12 protein-coding genes are annotated in these 17,316 nt (G+C 49.1%); 9 read left to right on the forward strand and 3 right to left on the reverse strand.

Annotation, left to right across the window (positions count from 1 at the left end; translation table 11 throughout):
* The first annotated feature begins 143 nt into the window (after nt 1-143).
* The 5 genes from CZ379_RS05365 to CZ379_RS05385 all read left to right on the forward strand — a co-directional run bounded on the left by CZ379_RS05365 (nt 144) and on the right by CZ379_RS05385 (nt 5,267).
* The gene (locus CZ379_RS05365; protein ID WP_110930720.1) at nt 144-1,511 is read left to right on the forward strand and encodes an amino acid permease; all 1,368 of its coding nucleotides are present in this window, start codon (nt 144-146) and stop codon (nt 1,509-1,511) included.
* Nucleotides 1,512-1,697: 186 nt separating this feature from the next.
* A complete protein-coding gene (locus tag CZ379_RS05370; protein WP_110930721.1) occupies nt 1,698-3,320 on the forward strand; it encodes a glycoside hydrolase family 9 protein in 1,623 nt (540 codons plus the stop codon).
* A 74-nt stretch (nt 3,321-3,394) separates the two neighbouring features.
* On the forward strand, nt 3,395-3,853 hold the full coding sequence (locus CZ379_RS05375) for a VOC family protein (RefSeq protein ID WP_110930722.1): 459 nt from the start codon (nt 3,395-3,397) through the stop codon (nt 3,851-3,853).
* Between the two features lie 32 nt (nt 3,854-3,885).
* Nucleotides 3,886-4,587, forward strand: a complete 702-nt coding sequence (locus tag CZ379_RS05380; protein ID WP_110930723.1) for an SDR family NAD(P)-dependent oxidoreductase — start codon at nt 3,886-3,888, stop codon at nt 4,585-4,587.
* 23 nt (nt 4,588-4,610) lie between these two features.
* The gene (locus CZ379_RS05385) at nt 4,611-5,267 is read left to right on the forward strand and encodes a ThuA domain-containing protein (protein WP_110930724.1); all 657 of its coding nucleotides are present in this window, start codon (nt 4,611-4,613) and stop codon (nt 5,265-5,267) included.
* Between the two features lie 177 nt (nt 5,268-5,444).
* Here the strand turns inward: CZ379_RS05385 and CZ379_RS05390 are convergent, their stop codons facing one another.
* Together CZ379_RS05390 and CZ379_RS05395 are read right to left on the reverse strand one after the other, a co-directional pair.
* Nucleotides 5,445-6,785: a polysaccharide deacetylase family protein gene (locus CZ379_RS05390; RefSeq protein WP_110930725.1), complete on the reverse strand. Its 1,341-nt coding sequence runs from the start codon at nt 6,783-6,785 to the stop codon at nt 5,445-5,447.
* Between the two features lie 43 nt (nt 6,786-6,828).
* Nucleotides 6,829-7,572 (reverse strand): hypothetical protein, encoded by a 744-nt coding sequence (locus CZ379_RS05395; protein ID WP_110930726.1) that lies wholly within the window; start codon nt 7,570-7,572, stop codon nt 6,829-6,831.
* Nucleotides 7,573-7,927: 355 nt separating this feature from the next.
* Here CZ379_RS05395 and CZ379_RS05400 point away from each other — a divergent pair, with 355 nt between their 5' ends.
* The gene (locus CZ379_RS05400) at nt 7,928-9,838 is read left to right on the forward strand and encodes a beta-N-acetylhexosaminidase (RefSeq protein ID WP_110930727.1); all 1,911 of its coding nucleotides are present in this window, start codon (nt 7,928-7,930) and stop codon (nt 9,836-9,838) included.
* A 150-nt stretch (nt 9,839-9,988) separates the two neighbouring features.
* Here CZ379_RS05400 and CZ379_RS05405 read toward each other — a convergent pair whose 3' ends face one another.
* Nucleotides 9,989-13,972 carry a glycosyl hydrolase family 18 protein gene (locus CZ379_RS05405; RefSeq protein ID WP_234404827.1) on the reverse strand — a complete coding sequence of 1,328 codons (3,984 nt, stop codon included), beginning with the start codon at nt 13,970-13,972 and terminating at the stop codon, nt 9,989-9,991.
* Between the two features lie 548 nt (nt 13,973-14,520).
* On the opposite strand from CZ379_RS05405, the gene CZ379_RS05410 reads away from it, so the two are divergent.
* From CZ379_RS05410 to CZ379_RS05420, 3 genes are all read left to right on the forward strand, one after another.
* The gene (locus CZ379_RS05410; RefSeq protein ID WP_407668603.1) at nt 14,521-14,856 is read left to right on the forward strand and encodes a zinc ribbon domain-containing protein YjdM; all 336 of its coding nucleotides are present in this window, start codon (nt 14,521-14,523) and stop codon (nt 14,854-14,856) included.
* 177 nt (nt 14,857-15,033) lie between these two features.
* Nucleotides 15,034-15,957 (forward strand): pentapeptide repeat-containing protein, encoded by a 924-nt coding sequence (locus tag CZ379_RS05415; protein WP_110930730.1) that lies wholly within the window; start codon nt 15,034-15,036, stop codon nt 15,955-15,957.
* Between the two features lie 181 nt (nt 15,958-16,138).
* Nucleotides 16,139-17,200 carry an LLM class flavin-dependent oxidoreductase gene (locus tag CZ379_RS05420; protein ID WP_110930731.1) on the forward strand — a complete coding sequence of 354 codons (1,062 nt, stop codon included), beginning with the start codon at nt 16,139-16,141 and terminating at the stop codon, nt 17,198-17,200.
* Nucleotides 17,201-17,316 lie beyond the last annotated feature (116 nt).

The following is a 17,316-nucleotide window of genomic DNA, read 5'->3' on the forward strand; positions in this document are numbered from 1 at the left end:
AGGAAATAAGTTTTCCTGGAAAGTGTGCTGTTTATGCGTGCAAGGTTTGTCGAATCAGGGTAAACTGTAAATCTAGATGTTAAATGAAGAAGAGTGAATTCGTAAAGAGATGAGTTAGATGGATCACTGGAAGGAGTCAGGAAATGTCTCAGGAGAGGACACAAGCAAACGAACACGGGCAAGGGACGCTTCAAAAAAAACTGCTGCCTCGTCATATTACATTTATGGCCATGGGCGGTGTTATTGGTACAGGAATATTTAAAGGAAGCTATGAAACGATCAGTATAGCCGGGCCGGGTATTGTTATTTCCTACATCTTGGCGGGCTTGCTGCTGTTAATTGTAATGGCGGCCCTTGCTGAGATGGCGATGGTGTATCCGAATCGCAATATGAAGGATTTTATTCGGGAGGCGTTCGGGGAACGTCTGTCTTTTATAATCGGTTGGCTATATTGTTTTATGTGGCTCACGGTGTGCGTGATTGAGGTGCTTGCCGCAGGAAGCTTCTTGCAATACTGGCTTCCAGATGCGCCGCTGTGGCTGTTGACCTTGGGGTGTGCGGTACTCGTGCTGGGGATAAACATGCTGAGTGTTAGCGGCTTTGGAGAAGCGGAGTTCTGGCTGGCGGGCATCAAGATCGCCATGATTATTGTTTTTATTGTACTGGGCTTCTTGATCCTGTCCGGCGTATGGTCTGTGGAAGGAACCGGCGGATTGCATAATTTGGTGGATTACGGCGGCTTCCTGCCGAACGGCTGGACGGCAATCATTGCCGCGTTGCTGGTGGTAATGTTTTCTTACGGCGGGTCGGAGCTGATCGGGCTTACCTTGACGGAGACGAAGGATGTGGACAAGGTATTGCCAAAGGTTGTGAAGAGCTTTATTTTGCGGGTCATTCTGTTCTATACGCTTCCGATCCTGATCATTTGCAGCTTGATTCCCTGGAATCAGTTGAACAGCGAGAGCAGTCCCTTTGTTCAGGTGCTTGCCAGCACGGGGATGCAGGGATCGGCACACGTGATGAACTTTATTCTCGTTACCGCAGTATTGTCTGCGGCGAACTCAGGGATTTATGGGGCAACGCGCATGCTGCATTCGATGGCCACCAGCGGTGAAGCACCGCCTTACCTGGCCCGTACGACGAAACGGGGAGTGCCGTTGAACAGCTTGAAGCTGTGTGCGGCTGTATTGATCGGGGGTGCAATACTAGCCTACCTCTTTCAAGATGGGTTATTCCGCTTTCTTATGGCGGTGCCGGGATTTGTTGTACTGCTAGTCTGGATTAGCATCTGTCTATCCCAGCTCAAGCTGCGCCGCAGCTACCCGGTACAACCTAGCTTCCGCGTGTGGGGGTTTCCTTATATCACCATTCTGGCGACGGTAAGCCTGTCGGTCATTGCCGTACTGTTCCTTTTTGATCGCCAAAATGTACTGAGCATCGGGGCTTGTCTAGCATTTCTGTTATTCCTGTATCTTTGGTCATTGGCCAAATTCAAGAAAAATCGGCGGTAGTTGCAGAAATATGATCCAATATTAGGCTCGATTGTTTCCGCGGGGAAGATATAGAAGGCAAATTGATGACCGTTCTTCGATAAACAGGAGAGCGGTCTTTCTTTTGCCGCAAAAAGCAATTGACCAAAATTTAAAAAGGAAATATCATGAGTGCTAAATCGGAAATAAGGAGGAGGACATTTACGCATGAACATGGAGAAGCAGGGCAGTATAGCCGTTAATCAGCTCGGTTACCGGAGTAAGGATGCGAAGATTGCGATGATCGCAGGGGAGGGAGGCCGCTTCCGGCTGGTGGATCATGTCAGCGGTGAAGAGGTTTGGCAGGGTCAGACGCTATCTGCGTCCGAAGATGCAGCTAGTGGTATTACGGTGAGCCGGGGCGATTTTTCCGTTTGGGAACAGCCGGGGACGTATCGGATTGAGGCCGAAGACGGGCAAAGCTCTTATCCGTTTGTAATTGCTAATGCAGTTTATGGGGAAGCACACCAGTCACTGTTGAAAGCGTTTTATTATTTTCGCTGCGGGATGGAGCTGGAGGAGAAATATGCCGGCCCATGGAAGCATGCGGCATGTCACCTCACGCCTGCCATTGTCCATGGCGAGGAGCCGCGGAGAATCGACGCTAAGGGAGGGTGGCATGATGCCGGGGATTACGGCAAATATGTAGTGCCTGGTGCCAAGGCGGTGGCAGACTTGCTGTTGGCCTATGAATGTTATCCGGAAGCCTTCGCCGAGTCCTTGCCATTGCCGGAAAGCGATGGGGTTATGCCGGATGTGCTTCATGAGTGTCGTTATGAGCTGGAATGGATGCTTCGCATGCAGGATGGCGAGACGGGAGGCGCATTCCACAAACTGACGACATTGCAATTCCCCGGCCCTGACGTGATGCCGGAGGAGGATACGGCAGAGCTGCACATCACGCCTATTTCAGCGGCCGCAACGGGATGCTTCTCTGGCGTTATGGCTATGGCGGCGCGAGTTTACGCTGTCTATGATGCATCCTTTGCCGAAGCATGTCTACAGGCAGCGGAGCGGGCTTGGGCATGGCTGGAGCTTCATCCTGATTACCCGGGATTTCGTAATCCGCCGGAAATCTCCACCGGGGAGTACGGTGATGAGCAGGATAGGGATGAGCGCTACTGGGCAGCCGCCGAATTGTACCGCACTACTGGCGCGACCCGCTATCACGAGGCGTTCCAGCAATTCGCAGGACAGGATAACTTTGATAAATATGAGCTGGGTTGGGCTGACATGGGCGGATATGGGACGATCTCTTACTTGATGTCCGAACAAGAGCAGGATTCTGAGCTGGCAGCACGGTTACAAGCCGGCCTGCAGCAGCGAGCGGCCGAGCTTACAGCGGTTAGCAGCCGAGACGGATTCGGCATATCGCTGAAGCCGGAGCAATATATTTGGGGCAGCAATATGCTGGTGATGAATCATGCGATGCTGCTGCTGATCGCTGGCCGATTGTCGGGCTCCGCAGCATATGAGCGCCATGCGCTTGAACACGTACATTATTTATTTGGGGCCAATGTGATGGGCATGAGCTATGTCACCGGTCTTGGCACCCGGCCGATTCTGCATCCGCATCATCGTCCATCAGAAGGGGACGGAGTTGAGGCACCTGTTCCAGGTCTAGTTTCAGGCGGCCCGAATTATGGCAAGCAGGATGAGTATGCGCGCGAGCATCTAGCGGGTAAAGCGCCTGCCGCTTCCTTTGCCGATGTCATGGAGAGTTACGCTACGAATGAAGTTACGATTTATTGGAACTCTCCTGCGGTGTTCGTGCTGTCTCATTTCGTATGATATTCTTTAAGTCCTGCCGTCCGTAAATGGGACGGTGTTACATACAAATAAATATGAGAAGGAGATTCGACCTTATGGAAAAAAGTTTATTAGGAACTAACGTCATTACGCAGATCGGAATCATTGTACGCGACATTGAGAAAGTATCCCAAAGCTATGCGGATTTCTTCGGGATCGAGAAGCCGCAATGGTTCTGGACGGATGGCGTTGAGGTCGCACAAACGGAGCTTCGGGGAGAGTCCTCAGCGGCACGCGCTAAGCTGGCTTTTTTCGATTGCGGATCGCTGCAGCTGGAGCTGATCGAGCCTGATGAGCATCCTTCAACCTGGAGGGAGTTTCTGGATGAGCATGGCGAAGGGGTGCATCATATCGCTTTTGTCATTAAGGGGATGAAAGAGAAAATTGCAGTGCTGGAGGCGAAGCAAATGCCTTTGATTCAGAAAGGCGAATATACGGGTGGCCGCTACGCCTACATGGACACATTTAAAGAATTGAAGGTTATGGTGGAGCTGCTGGAGAACGATCATGAATAGGATTAAATGCTGAAAAAGGTGGAGAATGAAACATGAATATTTTGATAACAGGCGCGGGCAAGGGGCTGGGCTTAGCTACGGTAAGCGAGGCGCTCAGGCACGGGCATCATGTCATCGCAGGCGTGCGCAGCCTGGAACAGGGGAACAAGCAGCTTCAGGAGATACAGCAAAAGTATCCTCAGCAGCTGGATATCGTTCATTTGGATATCAATGATGAAAGTGGCATTATCCGTGCAAAAAATGCAGTGGAGCAGCAGCTCGGAACCGTGGATGTCTTAATCAATAATGCGGGAATTCTGGTTGGTCGCGATTGGAAGCTGGAAGAGCTGGATATGGCTGAGGTAGAGCGCTCAATGATGACCAATTTATATGGGCCGATGAAAGTGGTCAAGCATTTCCTGCCGCTTCTGCGCAAGAGCGCAGCGCCTTGCATCATTAATATTAGCTCGGAGGCGGGGTGTTTTACAGGAGCTTACGGCGGAGATTACCCGTACGCGCTGTCCAAGAGTGCGCTGTCCTTCTTCTCGGCACAGCTGCGCAAGGAGCTTACGCCTCAGGGCTTCGTCGTTTACAATGTTCATCCAGGCTGGATAAGAACACCGATGGGGGGAGAACAGGCGCCGGGAGATCCTAAAGATACGGCACTTGGCTTAATTCACCTCGCCGAGCGTAAAGTCGTTCCTGAACAGGAAAGCTGGATGATTACTTATAAAGGCGAGCCTATGCCTTACTAGCAGCGAATGGGAGAGGATTAAGAATGAAGCGTATACTCGTAATTTTGGGCGATTATTATCATGATGCAGAACTCGCTAGGCAATCTTTTCAGGCAGTGGCGGAGCCTTATGTTAAGGCAGGAAAGCTCCAACTGACCTATGCTGGCGTGGAGCAGTGCGAACAGGAGCTTCTCAAAGCACCGGATTTAGTCGTCTTGTTTGCAGGCAACTACATTGATCCTCGGGCTGAGCAGGTTCGATACTGGATGACGGAACAAATCGCCGAACGGATCGAGAAGTATGTAGCCGATGGGGGGGCCTGGCTGGCCTGGCATTCGGGATTGGCCTCTTATCCGGAAGAGGGGGATTATATAAGGATGCTTCGGGGATGCTTTCTGATGCATCCGGATCCTAGCCAAGTAACTTATACGCCCCTTCCAGGCACGGATCTAGGAGCATTGGGTGAAGCCTTCAGCTTCATGGACGAGCATTACTTTGTTGCCTGTAAGGAGGATGAGACGAACGTGTTCTTGCGTTCCTCATCCGTGGATGGTGAAGCTGTGGCCGGATGGCATCATAGCTACGGGGCTGGTCGCGTTGGATGCATGACGCCGGCACATTCGTCCGAGGGACTGTTGAAGCCGCAGTTTATTGAAGTGATGAGAAGCTTGGTTGCCTGGTGTGCTAAGCTTGAATCATAAACCGCTCAAGAGCTCAGCCAGGAGGGCATTGTCATTAAATCAATAGGATATATTTAACTCGAGTCATTCCTATTAGCCATCCGAAGCTGGCTGATCTCCATCCGATCGAGGCCCTTCCTGCTGTGACTTAAGCGCTTGGAGCGGGAGGGCTACACGTTGGTAAGGGTTAGCGACCTCTTACTGTAGATTCACGATCTCCAGGTTCTGTTCCTTCAAAAACTGAATGATCTGCGGTAGGGCATCGATCGTCGCTTGTGACTCATGGAGCAGGATAATCGATCCGCTAACGCCTGCTTTGGCAACGGAATTATAGATTTTTTTGGCGTCCCGGCTTTCCCAATCCTTAGTATCTATATCCCAAAGCACCATTTTATGATGAAGTCCGCGGATTATATTCACCACGGAGTCATCCTTAGCGCCATAGGGAGGCCGGAAGAGAATTACTGGTTCCCTGATGAGCTCTTCAATGAGCTCGTTGGGCTGTGTGATCTCGTATTTCTGTTTGTCATCAGACAGCTTGGTAAGTTCAAGATGATTCATGCCATGACTGCCAATTGCGTACCCGTTGGACTTCACGTATTGAATGGACTCCGGGTACTTCTTCACATTTTTCCCCACAAAAAAGAATGTCCCCCCCACCTGATGCTCCTTCAAGATGTCGGCGATCTCCTTGGTGTATTTAGAGGGGCCATCGTCGAAGGTAAGAGCAGCCTTGCCTTTTGGGAGGCTATAGGTAATTAATTCATCTAGTTCGATCGACGGCAAATCTAGCTGATTAGGCTCACCAGGTTCACCAGGTTTAATGTTCTCCACATTTTCAGCATCCGTAGCATTCTTATTAAGTACGTTAGGCTTATATAAAGAGAGGCTTGGTTCATTGTTGGAGCCAGCATAAACATGTGAGCTGACGGCTACCGCCCTATGCCCGGTTACATATCCATCGATATTTCGGTTGATCTCGCTTTTGCTAATCCTCACGTCAGTATTATCGCCGCCAGCAGCCTTATAGATCAAAGCAGGTACGGAAGAGCCGAGAAGTATCGTGAAGATGAGGCTCAGCACACCGACTGCCGACCAAGTCCATTTACGATTGAGCTTACCGGCATGTGTTGTATGCTTTGCTGAGGGTATATGCGGCACCAAGGCTTTGGGCATGGGGGTGTGAGCTTGGATTTGGCTATTCGCCTCATTGTGCTTCAAGGAATTTAATCCGCTTACATACGCCTCCGAACAGGAGAAAGATAATCTCTCGCTTTGATCGCGATAAGTTCTTGTTAGGTAGCTTGCGTGTTGACTTTGTGCCGAGTTCCATGAGCTGTGGAAGGATAGCCTGTACTTATAAATTCCTTCGGGTTCAATGAGGGCCTGCAGGTTCGCTGCCGTCCCGTCATCAATACTCCATAGCAGCTCTGCTGCTCGCTCTGATGAGATCAGCCTGATTCGCAAATACGATTGGATTGAATCTCTATGCACGGAATGAAGCTCCAACAGCTTCATTTGATAGACTTGCACGGACATAGTTGTCTCCTTTCTCTAGTTGCGACTAGAGAGCAGGTAGTGATTATTCGGAAATAGTAGCTTTTGAGGAGAAGGAGGAAGACATCCGTTCGGTAAAGTCGTTGACCGTTTGCATCAATTCCGTTTTTTCTGTCAGAACTTTTGCGCATTGAGCCTCCAGCTTCTGATTCTCTGCTTCTAGTTCTCTAATTTTCTCTTCCAGTTCTCTAATGCTAAGCATATTTTGATATTGAATATCCGCTGACTCTTCTTTAAGCAGGTTATATTTGTTGATTTCCTTCTCCAACTGAGTGGAAACCTTTTCAAAATCTTGATTTGCTGTGCTCTGATATTCTTTATAGTCTTCAAGGAGCTGGTCATAGCCCATTTGCTTGTTGGTAAGACTAGTTTCCAGAGCGTGGATTTCTTTGTTTTTATCCTGAATGAGCTGATCCTTCTTCGCAAGGTCATACTTTAAGCGGCTGATCGTTTCATTGGCCGCCACTAGCTGTTGCTCGTAGTCTTCATTTTTGTAAAAAATCAATTGCCGTTCATTGAGCATATTCTCTAGAGAAACTACTAAATCCAGCGATACTTTATCGAGGTTCTCTTTAGATAGTATGTATTTCTTGCTGGAGCTTTCCGATGCGCAGGATGCTTCAACGGGTACTTCCTGGTTGCTAGCGGAACGATTAACTAGATCTAGTGGTTCTTCATCCCCTTCTTTCATAGTTGCAACTGGCTCATTCTGCTGAGATAGAACGCCTTTCAACCAACCACGTGACTTGTTCTTGGTATCCCTAGCCATAGTCTCGTCTCCTAATAATGATATAGTTTTGTATTCATACCGGAAAATGTGAAAAACATTACTAAAGTAACTATTATGTATTCATTAAGTTGTGTTTAAAACGAAGTTTATCTAATGACATTGTATAATTATGTAGAATATTGTCAATATAATACCAATGACCCACTACTAATTTCCTAGTTTATTTTAGTAGGTTATTCGTGGATTAATAGCGCTGGTAATATTGCTTTATCTAAGAGTGAAAATGATTAGAGAAATTTCCCCCTTTTGGCTATATTTTTTCTAGTATAGTAGGTAGTAAAGCGCTTTATATCCTGAATAGCGTGGAAAAAGCCTGTATATTAGGAGGGAAAAAATGAAGCTGCGTTTTGAAGGAGACCTAGCGTCTCTGCGGCCTGGAATTCAGGCATTGTCGAGAGAGATTGCCTTTACAGAAGAGGTGACGGGGCTTCCCGTTCAGGTGGAATCCTCTGCCGGAGATCTTGAAGTTGAATTGAATGAAGGCGGAGCGTTCATACGCTTCAGTAAGAAGCACCAATTCTTTCGAGGTTTAGGATTGCTTGTACAGCATGGCCGCAACGGCAGGCCATTTGCAATTCGAGAATCCCAGCAGTTCGACACGATTGGGCCCATGTTTGATTTGTCCCGCAATGGTGTTCTTACGGTGGACAGCTTCAAGTTTTTGCTGCGCAAAATGGCCCTGATGGGCTTAAACACCGTGATGCTGTATCTTGAGGATACATATGAAATCAGCGGCGAGCCCTATTTCGGGTATATGCGGGGACGTTATACGCAGGACGAACTCCGGGAAATTGATGATTACGCGGATCAATTCGGAATTGAGGCATTCCCTAGCATCCAGACTCTTGCGCATCTTGAGGAGTTTCTAAAGTGGGAGCCGGTCTCCTTTTATAAAGACACGAAGGGAGCGCTTCTTGTCGGAGATGAGAAGACCGAGGGGCTGGTCGATCGTATGATTGAAGCAGCCAGTGCTCCGTTCCGCAGCCGGAAGATCCATATTGGCATGGATGAAGCGGAAGAGCTTGGACGGGGCAAATATCTTGATCGAAACGGGTATGTGGAGCGGTTTGAGATTATGACAGGCCATCTGGAGAAGGTCCTTGAGATGGTACGCCGCCGGGGATTGAAGCCTATGATGTGGAGCGATATGTTCATGAAGTTCGCTTCGAAGGACGGAGCCGAGCATTATGACACTGAGACTCAGATCCCTGAAGAAATGGCTCGCAAAATTCCAAAAGATGTGGATATGGTGTATTGGGACTACGCGCATATCGACAAAGAAGATTATGTGAAGCTGATCGCGAAGCACCGGCCGCTTGGCTGCAATCTGGCATTTGCCGGGGGAGTTTGGGTATTCAATACCTTCGGCGTAAACTATGGGTTGTCCCTGAACGCTACGGATTCGGCGCTGCAGGTATGTAAGCAAGAGGGCATTCGCGAAGTCTATGCTACGATGTGGGGCGATGACGGAATGGAGGGGAATCCGTACGCAGCCCTGCTCGGTTTACAATTTTACGCAGAGCACGCTTACACGGAAGGAGAGCTGGCATGGAGCCAGGTGTCGGAACGCGTGAAGTTCTGTACGGGGATCGAGGCTGATGCGTTTCTAAAGTTCAAGGATCTGGATGAGACGCCTGGCTCTGAGCCCAATAATAGCAAACAAAGCAATCCGTCCAAATTCTTGCTCTACCAGGATGTACTGCTGGGTCTGTTTGATAAGCAGATCGAGGGGCTGCCTATGGCGGAGCATTATGCGCAGCTTGAGCAGGACATTCGCCGAGTTCGGGTGAAGGACGCGGAGCTGGACTACTTGTTTGATGTGCCTGAGAAGCTGTCTGCCGTGTTGAAGCAGAAGAGTGAGATTGGGATTGAACTGAAGCGGGCCTATGACTCCGATGATCGCGGCGAGCTTCGGCGGATTGCAGAGGCGGTGCTGCCGTCTATTGCGGAAGCAGTCAAGGAGCTGAGATCCGCACATCGCTCACAATGGCTGCGGATGTTCAAGCCTTTCGGCTGGGAAGTGATCGATATCCGTTATGGCGGAATCATGAACCGGCTGGATACAGCTGCCTTAAGGCTTCTCGATTACGTAGAAGGGCGAATCCCCGCAATTGAGGAGCTGGAACAGGAGCGGCTTGTGTACAGCTCCGTCAACCGTTTCAATCAGAAGGGAGCCGGCTGGTGCAGCTACTACTACCGCATGGCTTCGCCAAACGTCTTTTTCCATGTAATTAATCCATTTTAATTCCACCGGCCCACGGTCTGAATTTCTGAATGTTAAAAGAAGTATTTCATTTGTTTTGCCGTTAATAAGTAAAGCAGCAAGCCTCCCTCGTTGAGGGGACTTGCTGCTTTTTTTGTCCTATATGAAGATGATTTGTTACATCACTTCAATTTATTTCGATAGTTCCAATGCGCGCAGCATTCTCATTACGGTAGCAAGGTTTTGCTCGCGAGTCACATTCGCTTGAGGAGCCAGCTCGTCAGTCGACATTCCGTAAAGGACGTTTTGCTCCACCATAAATGCCATAGCGGCTAGGGCATAGGAGGAAATAGCCTGCTGATCCTTAAATCTGTCCAGAGAAGCTTCTGCTGCAGCATTTTCCTTGCCTGCATAACTCATCGCATTGGCAAGCATTACTGCCAGCTCCTGACGAGTAACCATACCGTTTGGATCGAATGTGCTGTTGGTTCTGCCTTTAATCAGCCCTACTGCATAAGCTGCGGCAATATCATTCGCATACTTCGACTGCGGGTCTACATCCGTAAACACCGATTCGTTTGTTTCAGGAATAATTCCAAGGCCTCTTACAATCATCGATATAATTTCGGCGCGAGTAGTTTCCTGCTTGCCTCCGAAATGATTAACATTCTCGCTTTCCGCGATCAATTTGGCTATAGCTTCAGCTACATCCTTTTTGGCCCATGGCGAGACATCGAGAAGGTCTGGAAGGCTGGATTGAACGAGTGCATACATGCCGGTTCCTGTTTTCTTGATTTCCACAGTGACAGTACCGTCAGAATTAACCTGAACTATAGTTGGCACAGAGCGGACTTCATTTGTTTCTGGAATATAGACGACTCCGACCAGCGCATTTACGTCGATGCCATCTGCATCCAGTGTAATAAATTCGCTTACCATGGATTTGCCGAAATGCTTAAGCTCTTTCGCTGTGTTATCCGCGTTCAGCTTTTCGATTCTAAGCACGGTAGGCTCTGCTAGTACTTTCTTGCCTTGCAGCAGCTCCAGCATGGCAGCCGTTTGGGCTTCAGTTGGAGCAATGATGGAAATGCTAGCGCTTCCATCTCCGGATATTAGAGCTGCAGGAATTCGATGCTCCCTTCCGTCCACAAGCACCGACAGGCTGCTCTGCGGGTCTTTTTTGGCTAATGCGGCAATCACTTCTTCTGGAATTTCGAGCTCTACTTGCTTAGCATTATCTCCAGCAGAGATTTGGAAGTTCGAGGAGCTTGAAGTGTTGATGGCTTCAACCGCTGTGCTGGCCGGCACGGTCACCACGGCTTTGTCTCCATCAAGAACTACTTTGACGTCGAGCTGCCCTTCAGGCTTAGGCTTTTGTGGGGCTGGTGCAGGTGATCCCGAACCGCTTCCACCAGAGCCGCTTGATCCTCCGGAACCTCCAGAGCCACCAGAGCCGCCGCCTGTTCCGGCACCGCTTGAAGTCTGCGCGCTCAGCACGTTAGAAGCTGCAGATACCTTTTCAATTTGATCATCTGACTTTACTATAGCCAGCAAATGAATTTTGTAAGTAGTATTTGAGGCAAGAGAACTGATCGTGTATTTGTCGGCTGTTGTTGTTCCCACCATCGCGTTATTCACATAAATCTCATACTCCGTCGCCCCGCTAACTGCTCCCCATTGAATTTGAATCGAATCGGTCGATGTGGAGGCCACTGACAGGTTACTTGGAGCCGCTAGAGCGGAAGTATTCACATTGCCGTCGATTGGCAGGTCGTGCACCAGTTGAGTAGTCAATGTCCGGTTGCGGTCGCCACTGACATCCCAGCTCATAACGCCTGCGATATCCAGAGATTTGACGATCGATGCCGTGTACATCATTGTTGTTTTGTCGTTATAGGTAATGAAGCCTTTAGTCTCCTCGCTGTACAGATAAGGGACTTTGGCTGCTTCGTTCCAATAACGGACATAGCCGTCTTTGTTCAGGAAGTTTTCCTCAATATCTGTAAAATCCAGTATGCCAGCTTCCCATGTTCCCGGCATAATGCTCTCGCAGGTCTGATATTGTCCGCTAGCCGGGCAATCTGCCCATGCTTTGCCGTAATAAGGTACACCCACCATCAATTTATGCTGCGGTACTCCGCCGTTTAAATGGCCTAGCAGACCGCCAAGCACATGATTTCTTGGGGCTGTGGTCGATGCTCTTGGATGCTCCCTGTCATAGAATAAAGGCGAATTATGATGAGCGAGCGTCTCCCAGCTTCCGCTAAAATCGTAAGTCATAATGTTAATGAAATCGAGATACTGTACGGAGTTGGCAAGATCGGCATTTCTAACGAAATTGTCGCCCTGCCCGGAGGCAATCGTCAGTAAGTAGTACTTGTTATCCTCGGAGCCGGCTGCATCCAGCGCTTCGCGAACGGTCTTCATCAGAAGCGTGAAGTTTATCGGATCCTCCGGGCTTCTGGAGTTGTCGTCTTCTCCGCCCTCCACAGGATACTCCCAGTCCACGTCTAATCCGTCCAGCTTGTACTCACGGAGGAAATTGACCGCAGATTCCGCGAAGGAGCGACGGGTTTCCTCTGTTCTTGCCATATTAGAGAAATGGTTGGACCAGGACCAGCCGCCGACGGAAATGATCAGCTTCAAGTGAGGGTTCTGATCTCTAATCTCCGCAAAGGATTCGAAATTCACGAAATCGAATTCTGGATCCCCTATGATCATTTCGCCATCATAGACGTAACGATCTTGAGCAGGAATAGTAGGGTCTTCGCAGGCCCTTACAGCGCTTCCAAACTTCTTCCAGCAAAGATCGGCGAAGGCGTAATTGATATGCGTGATTTGCGATACATCAATATCCTTCGGGTGGAAATTACGCTGAGTTGGACTAGCAGACCAAGAGGAGTAATAAGTAATATTATTATAATTGCTGCCTGGCACTACTGTGGCTTCCTCGCTTGCGGAAGAAGACCATAAGCTGTTTTTCGCAACAACCGTATAACGATATGCTTTACCTTCCTCTAGTCTCTTGGCTACATAACGGTTATCATTGCTGGAACCGATCTTAGTTCCATCTTGATAGATGTCATAGCCCGTGGCTCCAGGAACTGGAGCCCATCCTAGTGCTGCAGAGGATCTTGTCGCTGTTACGACTTGCAGCCCCTCCGGCCGAGTAAGCTCGCCCCATTTTATAGTGACAAAGTTGCTTTTCTCGGAAGTAGGCTCCTCATCGTTCATCGCACTCACAGCGAATGTATAGGTTTCGCCTGCTACAAGAGGGCCGAAGGACACTGTAGTTTCGTTATTGCCCTCGGTTACTTCTTCCAAGGTGTCGTTCACATAGAGATTGTATCCAGCCGCTCTTGGGCTGGAACCCCAATTTAAGGTTACCGCATCGGCGGAGACATCCGTGACCTTAAGATAGCTTGGAGGCGCTAAAGGTGCTTTCTCATACACGGTTGTGTCGGCAGTCGTTGTGAACTCAAGAATATTACTTTTGAGCTCTTTAGAAGGCCTATGATCGTACCAGGTAATGTAAATTCGATAGGTAGTTTCCGGCTCAAGCCCCGTAACTGCGTGCGTGGTCAGATTTCCCCAAGTAATATATCCGTTTGTATCGGCGTTCCAGATATCGATATCATTCGGATCATTCGGAAGATAATCCCACTCGAAGGTTGCTTGGTTATGGGTTACTTCCACCAGTCGAAGATTAGCTGGGCCGGAGGTTTTTTCGGGTTTTCCCGGGCCGTCGAGCGTCGTAAATTCTACAATATTACTTTTATGTTTTAACGCTTCTTCTGGGGACGATTCATCAAGCCAAGTTACATAAAGCTTGTAAGTTGTATTCGGTTTCAAGTTATCAATCGTTCGGCTGCCGCCGTGTCCCCAAGTAAAATAATCACCGGTAGCGTGCCATACATGGATATCAGCCTTATGATTCGGATCGTTGGGATCATAATCCCATTCTATCGTAGCTTCAGTAGAAGTAATTGAATCTTGAACAACTCGTAAATTTTGCGGTGCTAGCGGGTCTTGAGGTGCATAAGTAGAACTGGTCACTGTTGCAGGGGCATTTGTGGCTGCTGTAGATTGGGGGGAGGAATTGCCATCAGCAGCGTGGGTTGTCAATGAACTAAACAGCGGCGTAAGAGATATTGCAATAATCAGAAACCATATCATCCATTTTGAATGTTTCCTAGACACTATTGAGTTCACCATTTTCACCTCTACTATGTTAATCATTAAAAAAATTCATTCGTATCCATCTAAACATATAAGGATAATCATCAGATTCTTGAGTTATGAAATGATGTATGAGTTCGTGATGAAAGTATGAAGCAGTTATTAAATTCAAGAGACAGTCGCTTGTAAGCGTTTGCTTAATAAGGTATCAAATTTGCGCACCATCCTCCTTCGGGTTGGATTTTCACTGGTTCTCTTTTTAGTCTTCAGTTCCTTCCTTTCTACAAAGTTGAATGTTCATAAAATGTTAACAATCTAATCATGGAATCTACCTGATAAATTGGGAAGGGGGAAATATTTATAAAATAGGGATAAAATTTTATAATTTCATGCTTTTTCCCATAAATTTAGGGAATAAATGTTAAGTGCTCTGGGAGGTTTGCCAATATGGGCGGACTGTGACACTATATAAGGCATATGGAGTTTCTGTATGCTTATGCAGGGTCGCAAATTATACAATCCTATGAATGGAGGACATGGAAGTTATGTCATTACCTAATTGCCCGAAATGCAGTTCAGAATATACATATGAAGATAGAGACCTGCTGGTATGTCCGGAATGCGGCCATGAATGGTCTGCAAGCGGCGGTGCCGAGGACGAAGAGGGCAGAGTCGTGAAGGATGCCAATGGAAATATCCTGAAAGACGGCGACTCTATTACTGTCATCAAGGACTTAAAGGTGAAAGGAAGCTCATCGGTCATCAAAATTGGTACGAAGGTGAAGAACATCCGTCTTATTGACGGCGATCATGATATCGATTGCAAGATTGACGGTTTCGGAGCGATGAAGCTGAAGTCGGAGTTCGTGAAGAAAATATAGTTGTCAGAAGGCGGTTCCTGCACTCCATGTGATAGGAACTGTCTTTTTTTTCAGGAAATTAGATAAATAAAGCTATTTAAGGAGAATGTTATAGTAAAATAATAACGTTCATAGAAATGATTCTTACATTGAATATACGAATATTGGTGGCTTAGATCAGCGGAAGGGGAAGGAACCATGTCGAAGAGCGGTCATCGACAAAGGAATTTGACAGCTTATGGGCATAATGAGAATATAGCAGCTTCATTTCCCAGTGGATCTGGGCGAGATTCAGCTCTGCAGGCGGACTGCGAGAACTGCTTCGGGCTATGCTGCGTCGCACTTCCCTATGCGGCTTCGGTTGACTTTGCGATCGACAAAGATGCTGGACAGCCCTGCCCGAATCTTCAGCCTGATTTCCGCTGCGGCATTCACCGGAGTCTTAGACAGCAGGGCTTTCGGGGCTGCACAGTATATGACTGCTTTGGAGCGGGCCAACAGGTCTCGCAAGAGACCTTCGGAGGGCGTGACTGGCGGCAGTATCCGGATACCGCCCAGACGATGTTCGAGGTATTCCCGTTGATGTGGCAGCTCCATGAGCTTCTCTGGTATTTGGCCGAGGTGCTGACCATCCAGTCTACGCGTTCCCTTCATCAAGACATTCGAGCAGCGCTGGAAGAGACGGAACAACTGACATATCTTGATGCCGACACGCTCTTGAAACTGGACGTAGCTGCACACCGGGCTGAAGTGAATAAGCTGCTTCTTCGAGCTAGCGAGCTTGTAAGATCGGCAGTGTTGCAATCACTGAAGGGTTCGGCTGCTCGCCGAAGAACTTTTAACCGGGGCGCAGATCTGATCGGGGCTAAGCTTAAAGGCGCTGACCTTCGAGCTGCCAATTTAAGAGGAGCATACCTGATTGCCGCCGACCTGCAGCGTGCAGATTTGGGAGGGGCAGACCTCATCGGCGCGGATTTGCGGGATGCTGATCTTCGGGGGGCCGATCTTACGGAGAGTATTTTTCTCACTCAGGCTCAGATCAACTCTGCCAAGGGAGACGCCTATACCAAGCTGCCGCCGACTCTCGATCGGCCAATGCACTGGCTGTCGCCCCCCGAGTAAAGGATTTCTCATCTGAAATTCCATCTATCATTCGCTTTTGTCCAGGGATAGCTATGCGGCTAGAAATGGGATACAATGAGAGAAATAATAACTTACTGTTTGAATGGTTCTTACCTTTTGAAAGTTTAAGGGGTATACTTTAATAAAGTGAAATAGATGGATGAAGCAGGAGGGATCGATCATGGAAATAGGCATAAGTACTTTTGTAGAGACATCGCCGGACGTACATACCGGTGAGGTGATGAGCCATGCCCAGCGGCTGCGCGAGGTCGTTGAAGAAATCGTACTGGCTGATCAAGTCGGGCTGGACGTTTATGGAGTCGGCGAGCATCACAGGAAGGACTACGCGGCATCATCTCCCGCCGTTGTGCTGGCTGCAGCTGCGGCTCAGACAAAGCGGATTCGATTGACTAGCGCTGTAACGGTGCTATCCTCGGACGACCCGGTACGGGTGTTCCAGGACTTTGCCACGCTCGACGGGATTTCGAACGGGCGCGCGGAAATTATGGCGGGCCGTGGATCTTTTATCGAATCCTTCCCGCTGTTCGGTTATGATTTGCAGGATTATGACGAGTTGTTCGATGAGAAGCTGGATCTGCTGCTCAAAATATGCGAGTCTGAGAAAGTGACCTGGAGCGGCAAGCATCGTCCGGCGATTGATAACTTGGGCGTCTATCCCCGCCCGGTTCAGAATCCGCTGCCCGTATGGATCGGCAGCGGCGGAAACCGGGAATCGGTCATCCGCGCCGGGCTGCTTGGATTGCCGCTCGTGCTGGCGATTATCGGCGGACGCCCGATCCAGTTCGCCCCGCTCGTGCAGTTATATAAGCGGGCAGCGGCGCAGGCTGGACATGATGTATCCAAGCTGTCGATCGCCTCGCACTCCCATGGCTTCGTTGGGGAGGATACAGAGGCGGCTGCAGACAAGTTCTTCCCTTCCACGCAGGCGAGCATGAATGTGATCGGCCGCGAGCGTGGCTGGGGCCATTACGACCGTGCGAGCTTCGACGCTGCACGGAGTCCGGAGGGAGCACTGTACGTTGGCGACCCCGAGACGGTAGCCCAGAAGATTATCAACTTGCGCAAGCATGTAGGGATCACCCGTTTCTTCCTGCACGTCCCGCTTGGCACGATGCCGCATGAGGATGTCATGAGAGCCATTGAGCTGCTAGGCACTGAGGTCGCGCCGCGGGTTCGCGAGGAAGTCGCGCGCTGGGAAGCGGAGAACGAGGCGGACATTTAATAGGTTCGGTCTAAACATGTCCATTGACAAAACTCTAGTAAAGCAGTTATATTTGAAGAAACTTGATATCTTCCCAAAGGGGAGTAGCTGATACAACAAAGTCGTCAATTCGAAGA

This window comes from Paenibacillus bouchesdurhonensis (assembly GCF_900155685.1).
Classification (GTDB): Bacteria; Bacillota; Bacilli; order Paenibacillales; family Paenibacillaceae; genus Fontibacillus; species Fontibacillus bouchesdurhonensis.

Excerpts from the sequence above, each read along its gene's own strand:
- CZ379_RS05375 (WP_110930722.1), top strand. The coding sequence starts at position 3,395 with ATGGAAAAAAGTTTATTAGGAACTAACGTCATTACGCAGATCGGAATC.
- CZ379_RS05405 (WP_234404827.1), bottom strand. The coding sequence starts at position 13,972 with ATGATATGGTTTCTGATTATTGCAATATCTCTTACGCCGCTGTTTAGT.
- CZ379_RS05400 (WP_110930727.1), top strand. The coding sequence starts at position 7,928 with ATGAAGCTGCGTTTTGAAGGAGACCTAGCGTCTCTGCGGCCTGGAATT.
- CZ379_RS05385 (WP_110930724.1), top strand. The coding sequence starts at position 4,611 with ATGAAGCGTATACTCGTAATTTTGGGCGATTATTATCATGATGCAGAA.
- CZ379_RS05395 (WP_110930726.1), bottom strand. The coding sequence starts at position 7,572 with ATGGCTAGGGATACCAAGAACAAGTCACGTGGTTGGTTGAAAGGCGTT.
- CZ379_RS05370 (WP_110930721.1), top strand. The coding sequence starts at position 1,698 with ATGAACATGGAGAAGCAGGGCAGTATAGCCGTTAATCAGCTCGGTTAC.
- CZ379_RS05365 (WP_110930720.1), top strand. The coding sequence starts at position 144 with ATGTCTCAGGAGAGGACACAAGCAAACGAACACGGGCAAGGGACGCTT.
- CZ379_RS05420 (WP_110930731.1), top strand. The coding sequence starts at position 16,139 with ATGGAAATAGGCATAAGTACTTTTGTAGAGACATCGCCGGACGTACAT.
- CZ379_RS05390 (WP_110930725.1), bottom strand. The coding sequence starts at position 6,785 with ATGTCCGTGCAAGTCTATCAAATGAAGCTGTTGGAGCTTCATTCCGTG.
- CZ379_RS05380 (WP_110930723.1), top strand. The coding sequence starts at position 3,886 with ATGAATATTTTGATAACAGGCGCGGGCAAGGGGCTGGGCTTAGCTACG.
- CZ379_RS05410 (WP_407668603.1), top strand. The coding sequence starts at position 14,521 with ATGTCATTACCTAATTGCCCGAAATGCAGTTCAGAATATACATATGAA.
- CZ379_RS05415 (WP_110930730.1), top strand. The coding sequence starts at position 15,034 with ATGTCGAAGAGCGGTCATCGACAAAGGAATTTGACAGCTTATGGGCAT.